The organism is Mucilaginibacter puniceus (assembly GCF_054783175.1).
Genome location: NZ_BAAGRB010000002.1, coordinates 942048 through 961195, shown reverse-complemented (window position 1 = coordinate 961195; position 19148 = coordinate 942048). Strand labels below are relative to the sequence as shown.

Below are 19148 nucleotides of genomic sequence, written 5' to 3'. Positions count from 1 at the left end.
CGGTGTTATTCATCACCGGGTAAGTTGCTGTTGTACACTAAGTTTGATTTTAATAATCGAAATTATAAAAATGTAGTAAAAATATTGCTGATGCAGTAAAATATGGCGTTGAATGTTGATCAGCGATTACTATTAATTACGGTACGCATTTGTGTTCAAAGCAAGATGCAGATAGAATATATAATAATATAGTTTTAAAAGATGATAAGTTTTTAAAATTGAGTGAATATGAAAGCATTAAATGACAAAGTTACACTGATAACTGGCGCCGGTTCGGGTATAGGAAAAGCAATTGCCCTCCTTTTTGCTAAACAGGGTGCAAAAGTTGTGTTGGCCGATATCAATCAGCCAAATCTGGAAGCAGTAGAAAAAGAAATTAGCGGGGCCGGAGGTAAAGCATCAATATTTGCAGCAGATATATCACGAGCTGCCGACGTTGACCTTCTATTAGCTTATACAATAAAAACGTTTGGCACCCTTGACATACTAATAAACAATGCCGGGGTTATGGATAGTTTTACACCCGCAGACATGGTTAGTGATGATCTGTGGAAACACATAATAGGTGTCAATTTAGATGGGCCATTTTATACCTGTCGCGGTGCTATCAGGTTATTCCTTAAAAAAGGCGAAGGTCGAATTATTAATATATCATCTATCAGCGGCTTGTTTGGCGGACGCGCGGGTGCTGCCTATACAGCATCTAAACATGGGCTTATCGGGTTAACAAAAAGCATTGGGTATCAATATGCCAATAAAGGTATCCGTTGTAATGCAATAGCGCCTGGCGGGGTGAATACAAACATTATACATGGGATGGAACCAAATCCATTTGGCTATGATCGTATGATTGCCGGCGCTGGTAATATGCCACAGAGTGCACAGCCCGAAGCCATAGCCGAACTTTCGTTATATCTTGCAAATGAACCATCAGGATTTATTAACGGCGCTGTAATGGTAGCCGATGGTGGCTGGACTGCTTATTAAAACTACTTCAAAAATTAAATTTATGCTGTCAGCAAAACAATTAATTGTTATAAGAACTATGTTAATATGTGGCATAGTATCGTCGTTATGGTATGTTTTATTGAATATTTTTGTTCCGCTGCAATGGCCTGCCTATAATTCTGCGTCCCAAACCGTAAGTGAACTTTCGGCAATTGATGCGCCAACCAGAAGTCTTTGGATATGGTTATGCTTTCCTTATACCGTTATGATTATACTTTTTGCCTGGGGCGTGTGGAAGTCGTCAGGCTCAAACCCTAACCTCCATATTGCGGGTGGTTTAATGATAGTTTACGCAACTCTCGGAATTATTTGGCCTTTTGCCCCAATGCACCTTCGTAAAGAATTGGCGGTAGGTGGGGCAACACTTTCTGATACGGTTCATATTGGTTTGGGTGTAGTTACTGAGGTTATTTATTTATTGGCATTGGGTTTTGCTGCTATGGCATTTGGTAGGTGGTTTCGCCTATATTCTATTGTAACTTTTATTGCCCTTTTAATATTTGGGGCTCTCACCTTTATAGATGCACCAGGGGTTGCATCTAATAAACCTACTCCATGGATCGGGGTTTGGGAACGTATAAACATAGGTGTTTTCTTGCTATGGGTAATTGTGCTGGCCGTTATCCTGATGCGAAAAAACAGACTAAGTAATTATTACAATAACGCTAATACTCTATCATTATAAACCTTAAATGAAATTACACTTCATAAAGAAAGCCGGTTATCTAATGATCATATCATTTTTGATTGCCTCCTGCTCAAACAAACAGGAGCATACTAAACCTGTGATTAGCAATATAACCGTGTCTTTATATGCTTCGGCAGTAGTTAAAGCGCAAAATCAATATGTGGTTTACTCAACCGTTCCTGGTATTATAAATCAGATTGTAGTACACCCCGGCGACCTAATAAAAAAAGGCGCCCCGATGTTTATACTCGATAACCGTGAGGCAAGTCTAAATACAGAAACCTCGCGTCAGGTATTAAATTATAATCAATTAAATGCGCAGGCAGGCTCTGACAAACTTCAGGCAGCATTATCTCAGGTACAAATGGCTAAAGACAAGTATAATCTTGATTCTTCGTTTTTTTACAGGCAAAGAAACCTTTGGGATCAAAACATCGGTACCAGGGCTGAGTTTGACCAACGCCTATTAAATTTTAATACGTCTAAAATAAATTATGAGTCGGCAGTTAAAAATTTAAGGTTGTTAAAAGCTCAGCTTAATAATGAAATGGAGATTTCAAAAATAAATTACCGCGTTAATCAAAAAAGGCAAACGGATTATATAGTGAAAAGTGAGATTGACGGGCAGGTGTTTGATGTAGCAAAAAACAAAGGTGAACTGATAACACCGCAAACCGCGTTGGCCACTATTGGCAAACCTGATCTTTATTATGTAGAGATGGAAGTTGATGAAAATGATATAACACAGGTAAGATTAAATCAGCCTGTTGAAATAACAATGGATAGTTATAAAGGTAGAGTATTTGAAGGGAGGGTAAGTAAAATTTATCCTATTATGGATCAACGTTCACGGACATTTAAAGTTGAAGCAACTTTTTTACATCCCCCCAAGCCTCTTTACCCAAATTTATCAGCCGAGGTTAATATCATCGTAATAGTTAAAAAGAAGGTCATACTCATACCGCGTAATTACTTGGATAATAAAGGTCAGGTATGGTTATCAGATGGTGTAAAAAGTAGGGTTACTACCGGTGTGCAGGACTATCATAATATTGAAATATTAAGCGGATTAAGGGCGTCACAAACTATATACAAACCAACCGAATGAAACCTGGCCTGTTGTTAGATATATCCATAACACTTATTAAAGCTCGCTTAAAGCAATCAATTGTGGCCGCGGCCGGCGTAACTTTTGGAATAGCCATGTTTATAGCCCTGATAAGTTTTATGACGGGCTTAAATAAAATGCTGGATGGCTTGGTTATTAATCATACCCCGCACATAAGGTTGTACAAAGCCATTGGCCCGTCAAAGCAGCAGCCTGTTAATTTAGAGGGACAGTTTTCGACCTTTAAAAATTTTATACTATCGATAAAACCAAAGGATAACGGAAAAGAGATATACAATGTGAACCGGATACTACAGATGCTCAGGAAGGACGACAGAATAATAGGCGCGGTACCAAAAGTAAGCACACCGGTTTTTTTTAATAGCGGTACCATCCAGCTATCCGGTATTGTTGATGGCATTGAAGTTAAAGAGGGAGAAAAGTTGTTTCCGATGGGGGGTAATATGATAAAGGGAAAAATAGAGGACCTGGGCATTGTTAGCAACAGCGTGGTAATTGGCAAGGGCCTTGCCGATAAGCTATTACTTGATGTTGCCGATGTGGTACAGGTTACCACTGCAGATGGTGACAGGACCATGCTTAAAATTGTCGGGATTATTCAATACGGTTTGGCACAGGTTGATGATGTACAAAGTTACACATCGGTTGCTACTACCCAAAAACTGTTGGGTAAGCCAACCAACTACGTAACAGATGTACAGATAAAATTAAAGGACATCGAAATTGCACCGTCAGTAGCAAAAGAATACGCCCGGTTATTTGATGTGGATGCAATTGATATACAAAACGCTAATGCGGAGTTTGAAACGGGCACTACCGTAAGAAATACCATTGCCTACAGCGTTAGTGTTACCTTATTGATTGTTGCCGGTTTTGGCATCTACAATATTTTAAACATGCTTATTTACGAAAAAATGGATGCTATTGCTATACTTAAAGCCGTAGGTTTTTCTGGCAAAGATGTTAAACGAATATTTATTCAGTTATCCATGTTATTAGGGGTAATCGGAGGCGTGGTGGGTTTAATACTCGGGTATACTTTATCAGTAATAATAAGCCATATACCATTTGAAACTACCGCTTTGCCAACACTTAAAACATACCCGGTTAATTTTGAGGCGCTGTATTATTTAATAGGGATAAGTTTCGCGCTTACTACAACCTATTTTGCAGGGTTGTTTCCTGCACGTAAGGCGGCAGGTATTGATCCGGTTGTTATAATAAGGGGGAAATAAAATGGGCACAAAAGTTCTTGAAGCAAAAGCTATTAACAAATATTTTTTTGATCCGGTACGTTTCCGGGTGTTAAGCGATATTAATTTTAGCATAGATAAGGGTAGCTTTGTTTCGGTTACAGGCAAATCGGGCTGTGGTAAATCAACACTTTTGTACGTGCTGTCAACAATGGATACCGATTATGACGGGCAGCTTTGGCTGGATGGTAAACCGCTCCATGGCTTAAACAACGCCGATCTGGCTGCAGTGCGAAATGAAAAAATAGGCTTTGTGTTTCAGTTTCATTACCTTATAGATGAGTTTAATGTATTAAAAAACGTAATGCTGCCGGCATTAAAACTGGGTAAATATGCTGAAGATGAAATTGAGCATAGGGCACTTGCGCACTTGCACACGCTGGGTATTGCAGACCAGGCTTTGAAAAGAAGTTCGCAGCTTAGTGGGGGGCAAAAGCAAAGGGTAGCTATTGCCCGTGCATTAATAAACGATCCGCTTATTATTATGGGCGATGAGCCAACCGGCAACCTGGACAAAAGAAACAGCGATGTTGTATTTGATATATTTAAAGAAATTTCCAGCCAAAATAACCAAACCATATTAGTAGTTACCCATGACCCTGATTTTGCCAAACGGGCAGATCGTACAATTGTGATGGAAGACGGTAAGATTGTTGATACCAGCTTTTTTTAAAAAATAACTACACCTTGGCCCGCACGGATGAATCTACTTCGCTCATACCCGATACAAGAAATATATTTCATAAGGGGAAGGAATTTTAAATAGTCAGTTTATAAAATAATATTATGCCATACTTGATAGCATCTATCTAATATGTCTCTTCCTCGATTATTGATAATGTATACAGCAGGTTTATTTTTTGCCCCAGCATTTAAGCGTTCAATATCAACCAATCTTTTAATGCTAATTCTGACCTGTTGTAAGTTCATTTGCTTGAACCTTTTTCGTGCCTCGTATGGATTGAAACTAATAACCTGATCCGCAAAGGGTAATATTTCCAAATGAGAACGGTTATTGTGTTTCGTCACCATCTGTTTTTTTAACTATATACCGTTAGAAATGATCATAGGACTCCACATACGGTTCATATCTTAAAGCTAATCTTTTAAAAGATGCCTCAGTGTAATATATAGGTTTCTTTATTAGAGCTATTTTCGGACTTTGTCATGATAACTTTTCAATTGAGTAAAGATATCCTTTGAAAATATAATTAGCAACCGACCACAAATTTGACAATATAAATCGAAAAAGCCCCTCTAATAATATAGAGAGGCTTTTTTGTGATCCCGCTGGGATTCGAACCCAGGACCCCAACATTAAAAGTGTTATGCTCTACCAGCTGAGCTACGGAATCATCCTTTATTCGTTTCCGTTTAAAGTGGTGCAAATATAGGACTATTCACGTATGCCTGCAAGGGTTATTTCAATTAATTTAATACTTGACAATAATAGCTTCATTGCCAGTTTACTAAACATTCGATAGAATAAAAATTTGTAATCTTGTTAGAGGAATAAAGCTATATTAACTGAAAAAATTATATTTGCTTTACCATTATATGTCAATATATTAACTGCCCGGATGGCGAAATTGGTAAACGTTGCGGTCTCAGAAGCCGTTGAGAATTGTCTCTTGAGAGTTCGAGTCTCTCTTCGGGCACATCGTTGATAGAGGTGGGTATAAGCCTTTGGCTTGCACTCACCTTTTAAATTAATAGCCCGGGTGGCGAAATTGGTAGACGCACCATCTTGAGGGGGTGGCATTCGTAAGGATGTACGAGTTCGAATCTCGTTCCGGGCACACCTTTTAAATGAACTAAAGTTTAAAAAAACTTGCTATTAGTGTAAAAATATTGAACTTTTTTAAAATATAAACTGTTATTAGGATATAGACAGTAGCAATTATCCACCATGTTAAAGGTGTGGAAGTTTTACTTTCAGAACTTAACCTGTTTTTTTCTTTTATATTTATTTTTTGTGTTTGCTTATAAATTCCGTCATAACTAGCACCTGAATCTATTTTTGATTTGATATTATTTTGTCGGGCTAGCAGTTGGCTGTTAGACTTCTGTTGTATGCGATTGATATGGATTTTTACTTTTTGTGATTTATCTAGAATCTGTTCAAAAAGGGTAACATTGTTTTTATACGGTATTAATATTGATTTTTCTTTGGTTGGTATTAAATCAAACTCCATATTAACCGATTCTGAGTAATCCAAATTGTCAATACTTGATTTGACAATTTTTGAACTGTCTATTCGAATGACTTTTAAATTTGTTTGGGTTCTAACACCCTCTGTAGTATTCAAAACTGTTTGTCGATCTATTGTATTAATTTTAGAGGTTTTCTTTTTTAAATGGCAACTCGTGAATAATGCAACTAATATAATTGGTAATAGGTAATTCTTCATTTTATAAATCTTGTTACTGCATAAATTTGCCTTGTTAATCTGATTTTTCTGTATACTCCGTCGCCTTCTCTGCTACCAGCTTTGTTCGTATTCCCTTCTACGGTTGTAACAGTTTTCGTTGTCCAATTTTCAATGAACCCAACGTGAGCAATCCTGTTTTTTTCGGGAAAGAATAAACCAAAGATGTCTGAGGATAATGGGGTCTGATTAGCTTTTCGATCGCGTTTCCAAACAGTGTTTTTTTGAAAGAAAAGGTCAGGACAATATCCACTACGTGGATTTTGAATTTTATTTTGACCTAATGCCCAACATACAAATGCTGCACACCAGGGGGTACCCTTTGAAAGGTTACAATATTTCAGATAAGCTTCTACTGACTTGCCATCATTATTTCCGGTCAATTCTCTTACTCCAATTTGGGATATGTAAGTAATTTGAACTTTTAACCGGATATTGTTTTGCTGAGCAGCACTTGACAAAAAATTAAGAAGCAATAAAGTAGCAAGGAAGTAAGTATTTTTTGCCATGGTAAAAGTTTGTTAAAGTCGGCTGTAAAGTTTTCTTCGAAATAAATTCTGATTGATGGCCAAATAAAACATAAGATATTCCAGGCGATAAATTGAAACACTAACAGGCTTATTATTGCTGTTATGTTGTTTTGTAAAACACCTATGTCGTAAACGCCGGCTGTTGGATCAATCATGCGGAAAATTGGTGCCGATCCAAGGAAGAGTAATATCGCAACAACGATAAATAAGTATTCTCTCTTTTTAATAATCCATTTTTTTAATTTATTCATTTTATTGAATTTGGAATTTGATCTGAAGTTCCTTTAACATATCCTCAGTTTCTTTTAATGCTTTCTCTAATGATTTTATTTTAATGATATATTCCCGCTCACGTACCTGGTTGTTTTTGATGATTTTTACATATTCACTTTCTTTTTTTTGAAGATTTAGAATCTGTTCGGCCTGATTTTTTAGCTGATCTCCCTGCATATTGATTTGCGCGCGAAGGTCTCCGAGCATTGTACTGTATATCTCTGTATTAAAAAGCTGTGTTTCTGCTGTTATTTTTTTTCTATTGATTATGACTGTCACAATAGAACCAAAGCTTACAGAGCAAAGAATAGTTACAATAGTATTTATGGTGTAAGTTTGTAACTGCATAAGTTAGTTTATTATTAACCCTAAAAGGTTAAAGTAAGCATCACGATAACTGAATTTTTTGATGTCACCGCTTTGTTGGGGTACTTCCTTATCACCTGTTATGTCTAACTCTAAAAAGCTGTTCTCTGATAATTCAGGTATTTCAATTTCAAACTGTTTATTAAACAACTCCATCATATCTTTTTCAGACTGATCTGGTGCTTCAGTTTTTCGTTCTTCAATTAATTCAAATTCTGATTTATATTCTTCTATTGCAGTATCAGCTGCGACTTTACATCTATTGATATTGTTAGCCAATTGAAATGGCTGAATACCTGAACAAGCCCGCAAAATTGACCCACAATGGCTAATTGTTTGTAGTTGAATAATGTTAAGTGATAGTTTTACTTTTTTCATATTTTTTATGTTATTTATTTTTTATACAGCCACCCATGTTGCTGCGCCGCCACCATTAGGAGGGGTTAATTTGTAAATTGTTCCATCGGGTGATTTAGCTATAAATGATGTAGATGCTGTTATATTACCAGAAAAAGCGGCATTTTTGTTTTTGTCAAACTTTAGCACGTCAGCAAAGGTAGGAGGTAAGGCTTGACTTGTCGCTTGTTGTAAAGCAAATGAACCATACTCATTTGCAGGGTCAATAAGAATCCTCCACATCCTACTATCTTCTTTACCTATTCCGCTATCACGACTAAAGTAAAGAGGGTGTATGCCTAAGTACGCACCTTGTGTCTCATAACCACTTCTTATAGATATTGAACCTGAAGAACTTCCACCCATATCATAAGAGTACAAGTTTATAGAGCCATTCTCTGTGTTACCGGGAACAAGTATATCAATAGTAGAATCACTACCACCAATATATTTACCTCCAGCAGCACCATAATCCCCTGTAGGTATAAATACTTTAGCTTCTACCTGATTGATAAATTTAGCACGATGCCCATATGGAGTAAATGTTAGTATATCACCAAAAACAGTACTACCATAGTTAGCCATCTGTAATGAAAAATATCCATAGTTAGGCTGATCATTCCTAAATCTCCAGTTATTACTAAAGTGCCATTCTTCATCTTCTACATCTTCACTTTGAGCAAAGGTTAACATGGGGCTTATTCTATCTGCGTTGGTGGTTATATCCGCACCACCTATAACAACCCCTTTATCTGAGGATAAAGACATAGTAGATTGTGCTTCTAAAAATCCACCTACAGCACTTAGATATATTGTTCCAACCGCTTCATATTCGTTACCAGCTGAAATAGTTATAGCATTACCATTGGTATGACCACCAATATATGTACCACCCGCACTTCCTATATTACCTGTAGGTATAAAGTAACTGGAAACAACACGGAATGCTGATATCTGACCCGAGGATGCATCGATTCCTCCTGCTAAGTTAATGTTTGTTCCAAATAATGTGTCTGTTAGTGGATTACCACTTCCTGCCGTTAAAGGTAAATATCCCGAAAGGGCAGATGGCTCTAAATAATCCACCCCCACAAGTGCTTGACTTACCATTCCCGAGCCATTTGCTTTAAGCAAACCGTTGATATTTCCAGCACCACCATTTGCTGCAGGTATAACAGCCATTGATACCAAAGTTTTATTAGCATCTGTAAACACTGGCTGAGAAGCCGTTAACGATGTTATACCTACGCTGCCTGTTACCTGTAGCTTATTAGATGCTGTATTATTTATTGCGCTTCCTATCAACACATTTCCTACGCCTGTACCTGAGGTGATCCATACGATAGCATCCGTACCTGAGCCATATCCTAAGGATGCGGTATTAGCCACGTTTTGATTGTAGGCAAAATAAGCTCTTTGAGTACCTAGTGAACTGCCATCTGCCGCTGCTCCTGTTGCAAGAGCTATGTAAGGAACACCCGCACCCGGCCCGCCGGAACCAACTGTAGCAACTCTAAAACCTCCGTAGTTGTTATTAGCTATAAATTGAGCAACATCGGCAGCTGTTGTACTTATGCGTAATGGCATGGCCGAACCACTGCTTATATGAACAAGTGTTCCGCTTGCAGGTGTGATATGACCAATGCCAATTCTGCCCTGTGTCTCATATATCGGTGCTGCGGTTTGTGTTTGGGTATTTGCTGCAGAATATTTGGTTATGTAGCCAGCTGTTCCTGAACCTGAATTATAATTATTGGTATCGTAACTTATTACCCCGGCTGTGGACTTTACTAAACCAGTGCCTAATAAAGCAGTTTGTTTATTGTTAAAATTTGTCCAATCAGCCGATGATAAATATCCATTTTGGACAGAGGTCGCCGCTTGTGAACTTATAACCCCTGTATTTGTGTTGTAAAAAATTGGTGATGTTGCCGAATTCGTGTTTCTGGCACGGTCAACAGTAAAGTATAAATTAGTTGTCCCTTCTGTCAACGCATCAGTACTTCCAGGTGAAGCAACCAATCTAATATAAGTTGAGCCACTCCATCTGTATTCAAAATTTGTATCTAATGTTATGTAGATTTTTCCGGTTTCTCCGCTTGCGGGTAATGAAGAGAGGTTTACAACTTCAATTACATCATCTACATACGAGGGTAGTTGAGATGACGGTACTTTCCCGGATCCATCAAGGCTGGCATAGCCGTTTGCGCTGCCTTTATTGTTTGCATCTTCAGGTGTATATCCTAAAGCATCTGTAATAATATCTTCGTTTAATCCCGCAAATTTGTCCGTCCACTCAATATCAAAATCATCATCACTTACTTTTGACATGACTTGGCTGGTAGTTCCGCCTATCGGAACACCATTGCCAATTAATGAAACTCCAGAGCCCCACACTCCTGCAGACTTAGGCCCAAATAAAATATAAGTTGTAGTGTTTATATAAAAGTCGCCATTTACGCCTGTGCCAATATTTGAAGGATTAGTTGTCCCGCTTAAAATGCTAAAGCCATTTGTTCCATTGGTGCCATTTGCCCCGGGACTACCCGGTGCACCGGCAGGACCTGTTTGCATTGAAAATACCTGGCTCCAAGTACCTGAACTTTTTTTATAAAATACCCCCGTGCCGGTGTTTATGTAAGTATCGTTGTTATTGCCTGTTAAAGGGCTCGGAACGCCAATGCCATATAAAACAGTTCCGTCAGTAGTGCCGCCTGATACAGGTAAAGTATAAACCACAGTCCATGCTCCCGAAATTTTTTGTGCAAATGTGGCTGTGGACGTATTAATAAATACATCTCCATTTTTACCTGCTGTATTTTGCGGAAGTGTGGTTCCAAAAGAAATATTCGCACCAACTGTTAAACTCGACCCAATAAGCTGCAGCAGACTTGAAAAGGCAAACTGGTAATCGGTGCCATTGTTTACCAATACCGAAACATCACTTGCGTTTACAGCCGATGCTAAAGGTAATTCGGTTATTTTTTTATCGCTCATTAGTTTAAGAATATGTTTAATGGTAAAGCACCATTGTTGTAAAAATCATTTGTAGATGGAGAATTGAAATCGGTTTTATCTACACTACGGATGCGCGGACCAGCCTGCCTTGAACTCCTGTTTTTGCTACTAGCTTGCCATAATGAAAAATCAGCCTGGTTATCCCACAAAAATCTTTCTATTTCATTTGCATGTGCATTAGCTACGCTTCTTTGTTGTTGTACAAGTTTTACAATTTCTTGGGTAGATATAGGAGCACCATTATCAAGGTGTTTTATCACCGGACCGCTGGCCGTGTAATGTATAGCATCGTTTTCAATAAAGCGGGCGAAGGTGAAATAAGCGAGAGTTGGAGCAAGGCCTTCATATAAAACGATATGTCCTGATCGGTCTAAATACTCGCTTCCATTTAGTAAGTCTTTGTAATGTTGAGGGGCATCAATATCTATAGTGCTATCTTCATTTATATGTTTAATAAAGTCGTAGTATAAAGCATGACCCAAAAATGGTTTCAGATCCAGGTCTTGTGCTTTTTTTATAAATACTTTTAAGCGCTCTGGTTTTATATTGATAGATATGTCTTCATATCTCTGAAAAGTAGTTTGATCAATTAAATAAATTTGACTCATAGCAATAGGTTAAAAGTGAATGGATAGTATACTTTGAGTTTTATGCGGATAAAGCACACATTGCTTCTGCCTCGGCTTGTTTAAAGCCATAAGCATAAACCAGTATGGATACTTTGTTATCGGTTGGAATATCAGCCAATAATAATTGGTTTATACTTGACCCTGCTGTTATACCGATATTGTTTTCAGCAATATTTGCTGGTATTGGTACAATATTCCAATTACCGGAAGGATTGATGTTGGTGTAAAAGTTGTTGAATAGATCTGAAAATGTCTCCGATAACTCTATTCTGTCATTGGCCGTATGATCATTAAACTCGCGTATAGCCTCTTTTTTCTCACCACCATTACTTAAGCCGGATGATTTTTCAGAATTGATCAACTCTTTTGGAACAGAAAATCCTTTGATGATCCGCGCTTCAACTGATTTTTCAGTACTCTCGAATAACTTATCATTGTTTTGTATGGCGTAGGGTTGAAATTCAGGCTTTGAGTTTTCGTCTTCATACTCTATAACAATAATTTTTTGTGCGCTTTTTGTTCCCTGGAAAACACCAAGGTCTTTCTCTAATTGTGATGGACTATTCAAATTTAGTTCATTACCCGGCCCGTTATTGTCAGCTTCTTCACGCCTTGATTGCATAAACAACATGGTTGAGGGTAGAAAGCCGGTAGTTACTTCACGGTTATTGAAAATTTTAATACCCGCCTCTGTTTCAAAATCTTCCCAAACTGAATCGGCCTCAATTAACGGATAATCATCTACATCAGGGTTAAAATAATAAAGCTGCCCTTTATAATTATCCCAACCACCGGAATCAATTACTTGTTGTTCAATGGTTGCAGGATCGGGATCATATTTATCCAGGAAGACGATCTTACTGCGCATAATATTCTTCCAGGTCTTTCGTCCCCAGTCCGAATAAATAGCATACTTGTTTTTGGTATCAGCACAATCGATATCACCCATTCTGATATCTTCAAACTTTACATAGTTTACTGATGATATTTTGAAGTTTGCATTGTAATTTACATGGATACCAAATCCTGTAAACAACGCTTTATCAGTTGCTATTGCTTTTAACAATTTAGCCAGTGTTAAGCCCTTATTATTAATAATAGTTTTACCTAATTCTTTCTCTTCAAAGCCATTGCCGCTAATGAATTTTGCCCTTTTATTCCAGCAATCTTTTGCAGTAGGCGAACTTGCTACAAGTTCAAGCATACGTTGCGGGTAGGCATTGTCCACATCATAATTAAGTATGCCATAGGTTTGATTGGGCCTAACCAAAATTCGTGGTTCAATTTGAGGTAAATAGGTTTTCATTTATAATAGTTAGTGTGTAACGGGCTGGCTATTCGTGCGGTGCTGAATGTGTTTTTTTGGTGGCTATTCGTTTCCTTTTCGCTTTGATCAGTTTGTCCTTTGTTGGCAGTTTTTCAAAAAGCGATTCGATATGCGGAAACTTTTCCAGGTACCATTTAGCTTCCTCGTCGCTTAAATTATCGTTGTCATGAATAGCTGGCGATCCCGGAGCAAACTGATGCTTGCCTGGTTTTAAAATATATTGTTTCATGTTAAACGGGATAGATAAGTAGTGAGCAATTGCTCACTACCGCGTGGTGTATTAGACAACCAAAGCCTCCAATGCTGCTATAGTGCTTGCATAAGTAGCGCTTCCGCTTACCGGCGGAATAGATACTGCACGTGGCGGATACGGTTCTTTTAATTTTTCCGGGTTAGATAGTTTTAATTTATAACCGCCATCCATAGCTTCGTCCGCTGCATTTCGTTCAGCTTCGGTTAATATCAGGCCGTTTACAGCTCCGAATAATTCTACTGCAGAATCGCCCGATTTATAGTTGTTTACCGCTATTGCTTTTACGCGGCCGTAACCCATAGCCATTAGTTGCTCTTTTATATCTGAGGATATACCGGCAACATTAAAATCTATCTCTTCGGTATAACGTGGGCCTACCGCTGTTTTTGCCAGTTTGGAGATAGTATTGAAACTGTTATTAGTACCGGTAAATTTATAAACCTTCGCACTGCCTACCGCGGTTAGGTCGGTCACGATCAATGGATTGGTTGGGTCATAGGTTAGGGTAATATCGTCTTCGTTAAAAGCGTATATCACATCTTCAATTCCTGATGAAATTGGCTCGTCTGTGCCTATGGCAAAGCCCGCATTAATTTTATTGTAAATTGACATATTTAATTAAGTTAGTTTAAGTGGATAATTAGGCTGATAAGTAGAATATCTCGTTAGCAAATTTGAAGTTTACGGCCGCCTTCATGCGCGCTTTCATACGCACTACGTTGTCGTTGGTGTAAGGCTTCAAGTAAACAGTAGATAGTTCGGATGCATCGCCTAACAGATCTACTCCCAGGAATAAGTTTGATGAACGTGCGCCTAAAATTGTATTGGCTTGCCAATGGTTCATTAATTGTAACGGTAGGCCAAGGTAATCCATCTTTTTACTGTCGGTAAAGGCATTTAACACATTTACCGCTTTGTTTGCCTGGGCTTGTGCGTAGGCATAACCCACGTGGAAAGGTATCTGCAGGTTAAAATCTTCCTGGCTGCGGTCTGCGGGGTCCAATTGCGCATAAACGCTGGTTAGCACATCTAATACATTACTTGCGTTAATATAGCTAACAGTTGCGGCAGATGATGTGCCTGAAAAAGTTGCAGCCTTGCGGGTATTGATCTCATTGTAGTTACGAACCAGTTTAAAAGTGGTTGAGCTTAATACTTGTATAAAGTAGGATTGGCCTTGTACATCTATACCCGCACCACCATTTGTAGTGTCTTTACTTGTGCCGGTTACAGCTGTAACAGTTACCACATCGCCGTCTGATAGGGTAGTGGTGCTGCTTACCGTTACCACCCCTGCTACGCTGATAGCAGTTGCAGCCATTGAAGTAGCGGGCTTGCCTAAGCCAACTTTATAAACGCCTGATGCGGCAGAGATAGTTGGTAGTAAACCCGGGAAAGCGGCTGTAAATGCAGCTTCTTTAGTAGACGCTTTTCCCAACCAGTACAAGCGCTCGTTGGCTATTTGTATTTTGGTTAGGTAGCGTTGAACCATAAAGTCTGATAAGTCAACCGTGCCTTCATAGTCCATAAATGCGCCGGGTTTTAAGCTTTGCGCTTCCCATGATTGTACCAGTTTATCCCATTGTTCCTGTTTCATAAACTCATACACAACCGGGTCAAGGTAGCTTTCGTTTTGTGAGGCAGTAGTACCCTGATCGGCAAAGGTGCCTGATGGGTCCTGCAATACAACGTCATCATCAACATCAAGTATTACCTTGCGCGATTTTACGTCGTTAATAACGGTGAGCAACCCTCGTTTAACCGAGTCGGCCTCCAGCAGGGTGCTGGCCATAAACCCAGCCAGCGCTTCGCCTGCATAGGTATTGTTTGTAAATGTAAATTGAGCCATTTATTTTAATTAGTGAATTAGTGATTAGTGAGTGGTGAATTGTGAGTGGTGAATAAAGGGGTTAAGGAGCTCTGCCTATTACTTTTCCCTATTTGCCAACCGCTTTCTTTACGGCGTTTTGTGCCAATGTGGTTTGTGGCGCAAAGAACGGCGTCGGTTCTGTTTTGGCTTTGTTGCTCCGTTTTGATCCTTCGGGAGTAAAGGTTGATTTGATCTCGTTCTTAACTTCTTCCCTTGATTGCTTTAAGCGTTGGTTAGCTTCTTCTAATGCGGCCCTGGCCTCGTTTAATAAAGCATTTTGCGCGTGTAGTTTGGCTTTTACTTCCTGTAACTTGTTTTGTACAGCGGTTGATTTATTGGCAACTTTAAACTTGCTTTCCGGTATTTCTTCTTCGTCATCTTCGGCTTCTGATGGGGTAACTTTTTGAACCTGTCCGCTTTTTATATCCAGCTTTTTACCATCAGCAGTAATATAACTATCTGTCACTGCAGAGGTGGACATATCTTCATCATGGTATACTTCGGCGCCTTCTTCTATTTCGCCGGCGTGGTGCAGGGTGCCTTTGTCGGTAATGGTTTGTTTGTTTACCACTTTTTTAAAAAAGTTCATGATCTTATCTAATACCGACGTGGTTTTTTCAATGAGGTCTTTGTTTTCGATGTTCATATTGCTGTTTATGTTTAAGATTTTGTTAATACATTTTTGGTATAATGCCGGTGCGGTATTGGTATAGCGTTTAATTACCGCGCTATTGCTGATGGTAGCCGTATAATCTTCTATCTCATCAATGAAACCCAGGTCGAGCGCCTGCTCGGCAGTGAGCCAGGTTACAGCATTGATAAGGCTATTAATATTTACCGGGCTTAAACCGGTTTTATCCATGTATATCTGAGCCAGGCGAGATTGTACCACATTCAACATCTGTACATCTTTTAATAACTCGTCCGAGTTTCCGCCGCTGCCAACCATCGGTTTATGAATCATCAGCAAGGCGTATTTTGACATGACTATACTTTGCCCGCCCATAGCCACTATGGATGCTGCCGAAGCCGCTAAGGCGTCAATGTAGGTAGTAACTTTACCGGGATATTTTTTTAGCAGATCATAAATAGCAATTGCATCAAACGCGCTGCCGCCTGCCGAGCTTATGTGTACCTCTACATCCTGCCCGTTTGCTGCTTCCAGTTGCCATTGTATGTAGGATGAGGATAATGTGCCCGAACCTATACATTCGGTATCAGTATCATATAAATAGATCTTGTAGCTCATAGTTTTAATATTGACCGGAGTAAGCCAAGGAGTATTGGGCAACCGGGAGAATTAATAAGGTTAAATGGTGTTGGCTTATCAGCCGGGGTTATACAAATATCGGGACAATTTCCTGAAGTGGTGGTGACAGTAGTTTGTCAGTAATGATTTTGTGCTTTGTGTTCTTTGTGCCTCCTTAGTGCCCTCTGCGTTTAAACTTTAACACAGAGACACAGAGAAAGCACAAAGGAACGCAGAGCATCTGTTATCTATACAAATATCTGAACGATTTACCAGCCTTTTGGTGACACAGTATTGTCAATAATGTTTTTTATGCTGATTGGCATATATCAAAGGTCGGAATAATTGTTTTAACAGTTGCTGACTCAACTGTGTCAGCATCACTAAAACTGTTTAATGCCCGCCAAATGGTACGTTGGTCCTTTTCAAACTTTACTTCGGCCTCCAATACTGCCTGCCTTTTATTAAGGCCGCGAGTTTGCATTTGCGCCTGCACCCACAAGTATATCTCGCGGTAGATAAACAGCTTAGTATTTATAAAACCCGCTTTATACAATTCAGAAAATATGCCCTCGTCAAAAAGTGCGTTTACAATATTTATGTTCATAGTTTAAAAATATATAACTAAGTATGTTGTCATGCTGAGAATAACTAATCACTGATCTCCAATCACTGATCTCTATACTACAAATTCACCCGATTAATCGTCTGCGCCATAATATTTTGTTGGGTATTAATATCCTTCACATCCACATAAACAGGGGGGAAGTTATTGATCATCTGGTAAGCAATGGTATTGGCCAGGTCCTTTTGGTCATTCATGGGTTGATTGTAGTACCTATTGGAGTTACCGCCATCAGTAAATATACCGCCAATAGCGTAGCCCCGGCCGGGATTGGTTACCGAAAAATCGCGGCCACCATAAGCCACATTAATAGCACTTACCAGGTTACGTGCCCAGGGATTGCGCATAGCTTCAGACACTACAACGGCTTCGCCCGAGCGCAGGTAAGCATTGGTATCATCCATACGGCTATAACCTGATAGGAGTGAACCCCGCCCATCAGATCGGAACTGGCCACCCCGCGCAAAGCCCGGTTTTTGCTTGGCAATTTCGGCTATAGACATAGCACCCTGCCCCGCCATAAAAACCGCTTGAATAATACCCAAAGCCTGGCCCACAAACGGGATACCTGCATAGGCTTTAAATGATTCCATTACCGCGCGTTTGGTGCTGATAATGGTATCGGCAATGGAGGTTGCTTTTTTAGCTAAAAAAGCCGCTTTATAAATGGCTGAATCTTTCTTGCTGTTTTTTAAAGCCGCATCAATAAACCTGTCGCCGGCGTGGATTTTGGCATTAGCTAAAGCATCTTCCCGGTCGGCCTTCCGTTTGGCGTAAAACTCCTCAATTTTGTCAATTTCTTCTTGCGTGGCTTGGGTCTTTTTAACCGCCGGATCATTCCTGGGATCCAAAGCCTTTAATGCAATAAGGTCCTGTTGCTTTTGTTCTTCGGTTCTATTGGTATCAATATTAATATTTAAATCGGGTGCCTTAGCTTCTTCCAAATCTACACCACCACGAGGTTTGCCATCTGGTATAGTTTGTTTTTTGGGTTTGCCAACATAACCACCATTGGAGACACCTAATGTTCCTGCTCCACTTTTCTGTAAATCTTTAGTAATTGAATCAGCCAGAGCTTTATTTTGCTTGTCTAACTGTAACGAGTCATTGCTTAAATTTTTAAGTAGGTTTTTAGTTGTATTTACCTTTTGCTGTATATTTTGCAATCTTCGTTCGGCATAATCTTCCTGTACATTTACTCCCGAAATTAAAGCCGCAGGTGTAGGAGCTTGCTTAGCTACTTTATCATATTCTTTTTTAGCAGCAGCTAATTGCTTTTCATAGTATTTGAGTGTGCCCGTTAATTTTGCAGACTTATCCTCATTGCCTAATTTTTGTTCCTGGTTTTTCACCATCACATTTTCAGCGGCCCTAGCCCTTGATGTCGCTAATATTGATTCGGTAAGCTTATCATAGCTACTGGTAGCTTTCCCATTTAGAATGGCTTCTTTGGTTTGCTTTCCAAAATAATCAGGATACTGATTTTGTAATTCGGTTACTATTTTTTTCCTATCAGCAAGTTTTAAGTTATGATTCTGCGATGCGTCATAGAGCAGCTTTAAATGGGTCAGTTCTTGCTGTGCATCTTGCGTACCTTTCAATCGTGCGCCATTTACGGCCTCCATTACAATTTTATGGTCACGTAAAGTTTGATTAAATGTAGATACATGTTTATCACCCTTTATAACTTCGCCTACCCATTTAATAATTTCAGGTGCAAAGGCAATCAAAATGGATAATCCTGCTGTGAATGTTGCTTCTAATGCACCAAAGCTAATTTTAAGTTTATTAATACCTTCTTTTAGTTTGTCAAATATGTCAATAGACTCAAAAATTCCCTCTTTTACTCTTTTAATTGTTGATTCAACATTTTGATTTTGTTCACTGGTTTTTTTTAATGACTCAGTTAGTTTTACTATATCACCATCCAGTTTTGATATCGGGTTGGACAAGTTGTTTATTGACGTACGCAATCCATCAAAAGCATTTTTATATTGGTTAAGCTGCTGCTGTCCACTAGCATTTATTTCTATATCTATAGAAATTTTATTATTGTCTGCCATTTTGTATATTTATTATTGATTAATTATTAAATTTTTAGACCT

General features: G+C 38.9%; 18 protein-coding genes and 3 tRNA genes. 7 read left to right on the top strand and 14 right to left on the bottom strand.

Features of this window, described 5'->3' with window-relative positions; genetic code table 11:
* The first annotated feature begins 228 nt into the window (after positions 1–228).
* From ACYVJ6_RS11310 to ACYVJ6_RS11290, 5 genes are read left to right on the top strand one after another with little or no spacing between them, the layout of a single operon-like run.
* Entirely contained in the window at positions 229–987 is a 759-nt protein-coding gene (locus ACYVJ6_RS11310) for an SDR family oxidoreductase (protein ID WP_460694170.1), read from the top strand.
* Positions 988–1009: 22 nt separating this feature from the next.
* Positions 1010–1693: a DUF998 domain-containing protein gene (locus ACYVJ6_RS11305; RefSeq protein WP_460694169.1), complete on the top strand. Its 684-nt coding sequence runs from the start codon at positions 1010–1012 to the stop codon at positions 1691–1693.
* A 7-nt stretch (positions 1694–1700) separates the two neighbouring features.
* On the top strand, positions 1701–2804 hold the full coding sequence (locus ACYVJ6_RS11300) for an efflux RND transporter periplasmic adaptor subunit (protein ID WP_460694168.1): 1104 nt from the start codon (positions 1701–1703) through the stop codon (positions 2802–2804).
* Positions 2801–4060: an ABC transporter permease gene (locus ACYVJ6_RS11295; RefSeq protein ID WP_460694167.1), complete on the top strand. Its 1260-nt coding sequence runs from the start codon at positions 2801–2803 to the stop codon at positions 4058–4060. The genes ACYVJ6_RS11300 and ACYVJ6_RS11295 overlap by 4 nt, the downstream gene beginning before the upstream one ends.
* A gap of 1 nt (position 4061) precedes the next feature.
* The gene (locus ACYVJ6_RS11290) at positions 4062–4751 is read left to right on the top strand and encodes an ABC transporter ATP-binding protein (RefSeq protein WP_460694166.1); all 690 of its coding nucleotides are present in this window, start codon (positions 4062–4064) and stop codon (positions 4749–4751) included.
* 609 nt (positions 4752–5360) lie between these two features.
* On the opposite strand, the gene ACYVJ6_RS11285 is transcribed toward ACYVJ6_RS11290, so the two are convergent.
* Positions 5361–5433 (bottom strand) — tRNA-Lys (locus ACYVJ6_RS11285).
* A 219-nt stretch (positions 5434–5652) separates the two neighbouring features.
* Here ACYVJ6_RS11285 and ACYVJ6_RS11280 point away from each other — a divergent pair.
* Positions 5653–5736, top strand: a tRNA-Leu gene (locus tag ACYVJ6_RS11280).
* Positions 5737–5793: 57 nt separating this feature from the next.
* Positions 5794–5877: transfer RNA gene (locus ACYVJ6_RS11275), tRNA-Leu, on the top strand.
* Between the two features lie 15 nt (positions 5878–5892).
* Here the strand turns inward: ACYVJ6_RS11275 and ACYVJ6_RS11270 are convergent.
* From ACYVJ6_RS11270 to ACYVJ6_RS11210, 13 genes are all read right to left on the bottom strand, one after another.
* A complete protein-coding gene (locus ACYVJ6_RS11270; protein WP_460694165.1) occupies positions 5893–6489 on the bottom strand; it encodes a hypothetical protein in 597 nt (198 codons plus the stop codon).
* Entirely contained in the window at positions 6486–7016 is a 531-nt protein-coding gene (locus tag ACYVJ6_RS11265) for a CHAP domain-containing protein (protein WP_460694164.1), read from the bottom strand. Before ACYVJ6_RS11265 ends, ACYVJ6_RS11270 begins: the two co-directional genes overlap by 4 nt.
* A 273-nt stretch (positions 7017–7289) precedes the next feature.
* On the bottom strand, positions 7290–7658 hold the full coding sequence (locus ACYVJ6_RS11260) for a hypothetical protein (protein WP_460694163.1): 369 nt from the start codon (positions 7656–7658) through the stop codon (positions 7290–7292).
* A 3-nt stretch (positions 7659–7661) separates the two neighbouring features.
* Positions 7662–8054: a hypothetical protein gene (locus ACYVJ6_RS11255; RefSeq protein WP_460694162.1), complete on the bottom strand. Its 393-nt coding sequence runs from the start codon at positions 8052–8054 to the stop codon at positions 7662–7664.
* Positions 8055–8075: 21 nt separating this feature from the next.
* Entirely contained in the window at positions 8076–11069 is a 2994-nt protein-coding gene (locus tag ACYVJ6_RS11250) for a beta strand repeat-containing protein (RefSeq protein WP_460694161.1), read from the bottom strand.
* Positions 11069–11698, bottom strand: coding sequence for a DUF6712 family protein (locus tag ACYVJ6_RS11245; RefSeq protein WP_460694160.1), 630 nt, complete (start codon positions 11696–11698; stop codon positions 11069–11071). Before ACYVJ6_RS11245 ends, ACYVJ6_RS11250 begins: the two co-directional genes overlap by 1 nt.
* 40 nt (positions 11699–11738) lie before the next feature.
* Positions 11739–13025, bottom strand: a complete 1287-nt coding sequence (locus ACYVJ6_RS11240; protein WP_460694159.1) for a hypothetical protein — start codon at positions 13023–13025, stop codon at positions 11739–11741.
* A gap of 28 nt (positions 13026–13053) precedes the next feature.
* The gene (locus ACYVJ6_RS11235) at positions 13054–13275 is read right to left on the bottom strand and encodes a hypothetical protein (RefSeq protein ID WP_460694158.1); all 222 of its coding nucleotides are present in this window, start codon (positions 13273–13275) and stop codon (positions 13054–13056) included.
* Positions 13276–13326: 51 nt separating this feature from the next.
* Positions 13327–13911, bottom strand: coding sequence for a hypothetical protein (locus tag ACYVJ6_RS11230; protein WP_460694157.1), 585 nt, complete (start codon positions 13909–13911; stop codon positions 13327–13329).
* Between the two features lie 28 nt (positions 13912–13939).
* Positions 13940–15148, bottom strand: coding sequence for a hypothetical protein (locus ACYVJ6_RS11225; protein WP_460694156.1), 1209 nt, complete (start codon positions 15146–15148; stop codon positions 13940–13942).
* Positions 15149–15236: 88 nt separating this feature from the next.
* Positions 15237–16418 carry a head maturation protease, ClpP-related gene (locus ACYVJ6_RS11220; RefSeq protein WP_460694155.1) on the bottom strand — a complete coding sequence of 394 codons (1182 nt, stop codon included), beginning with the start codon at positions 16416–16418 and terminating at the stop codon, positions 15237–15239.
* A gap of 310 nt (positions 16419–16728) precedes the next feature.
* Complete coding sequence (locus tag ACYVJ6_RS11215) at positions 16729–17025, bottom strand: hypothetical protein (RefSeq protein WP_460694154.1); 297 nt, start codon at positions 17023–17025, stop codon at positions 16729–16731.
* A gap of 77 nt (positions 17026–17102) precedes the next feature.
* On the bottom strand, positions 17103–19106 hold the full coding sequence (locus tag ACYVJ6_RS11210; protein WP_460694153.1) for a hypothetical protein: 2004 nt from the start codon (positions 19104–19106) through the stop codon (positions 17103–17105).
* Positions 19107–19148 lie beyond the last annotated feature (42 nt).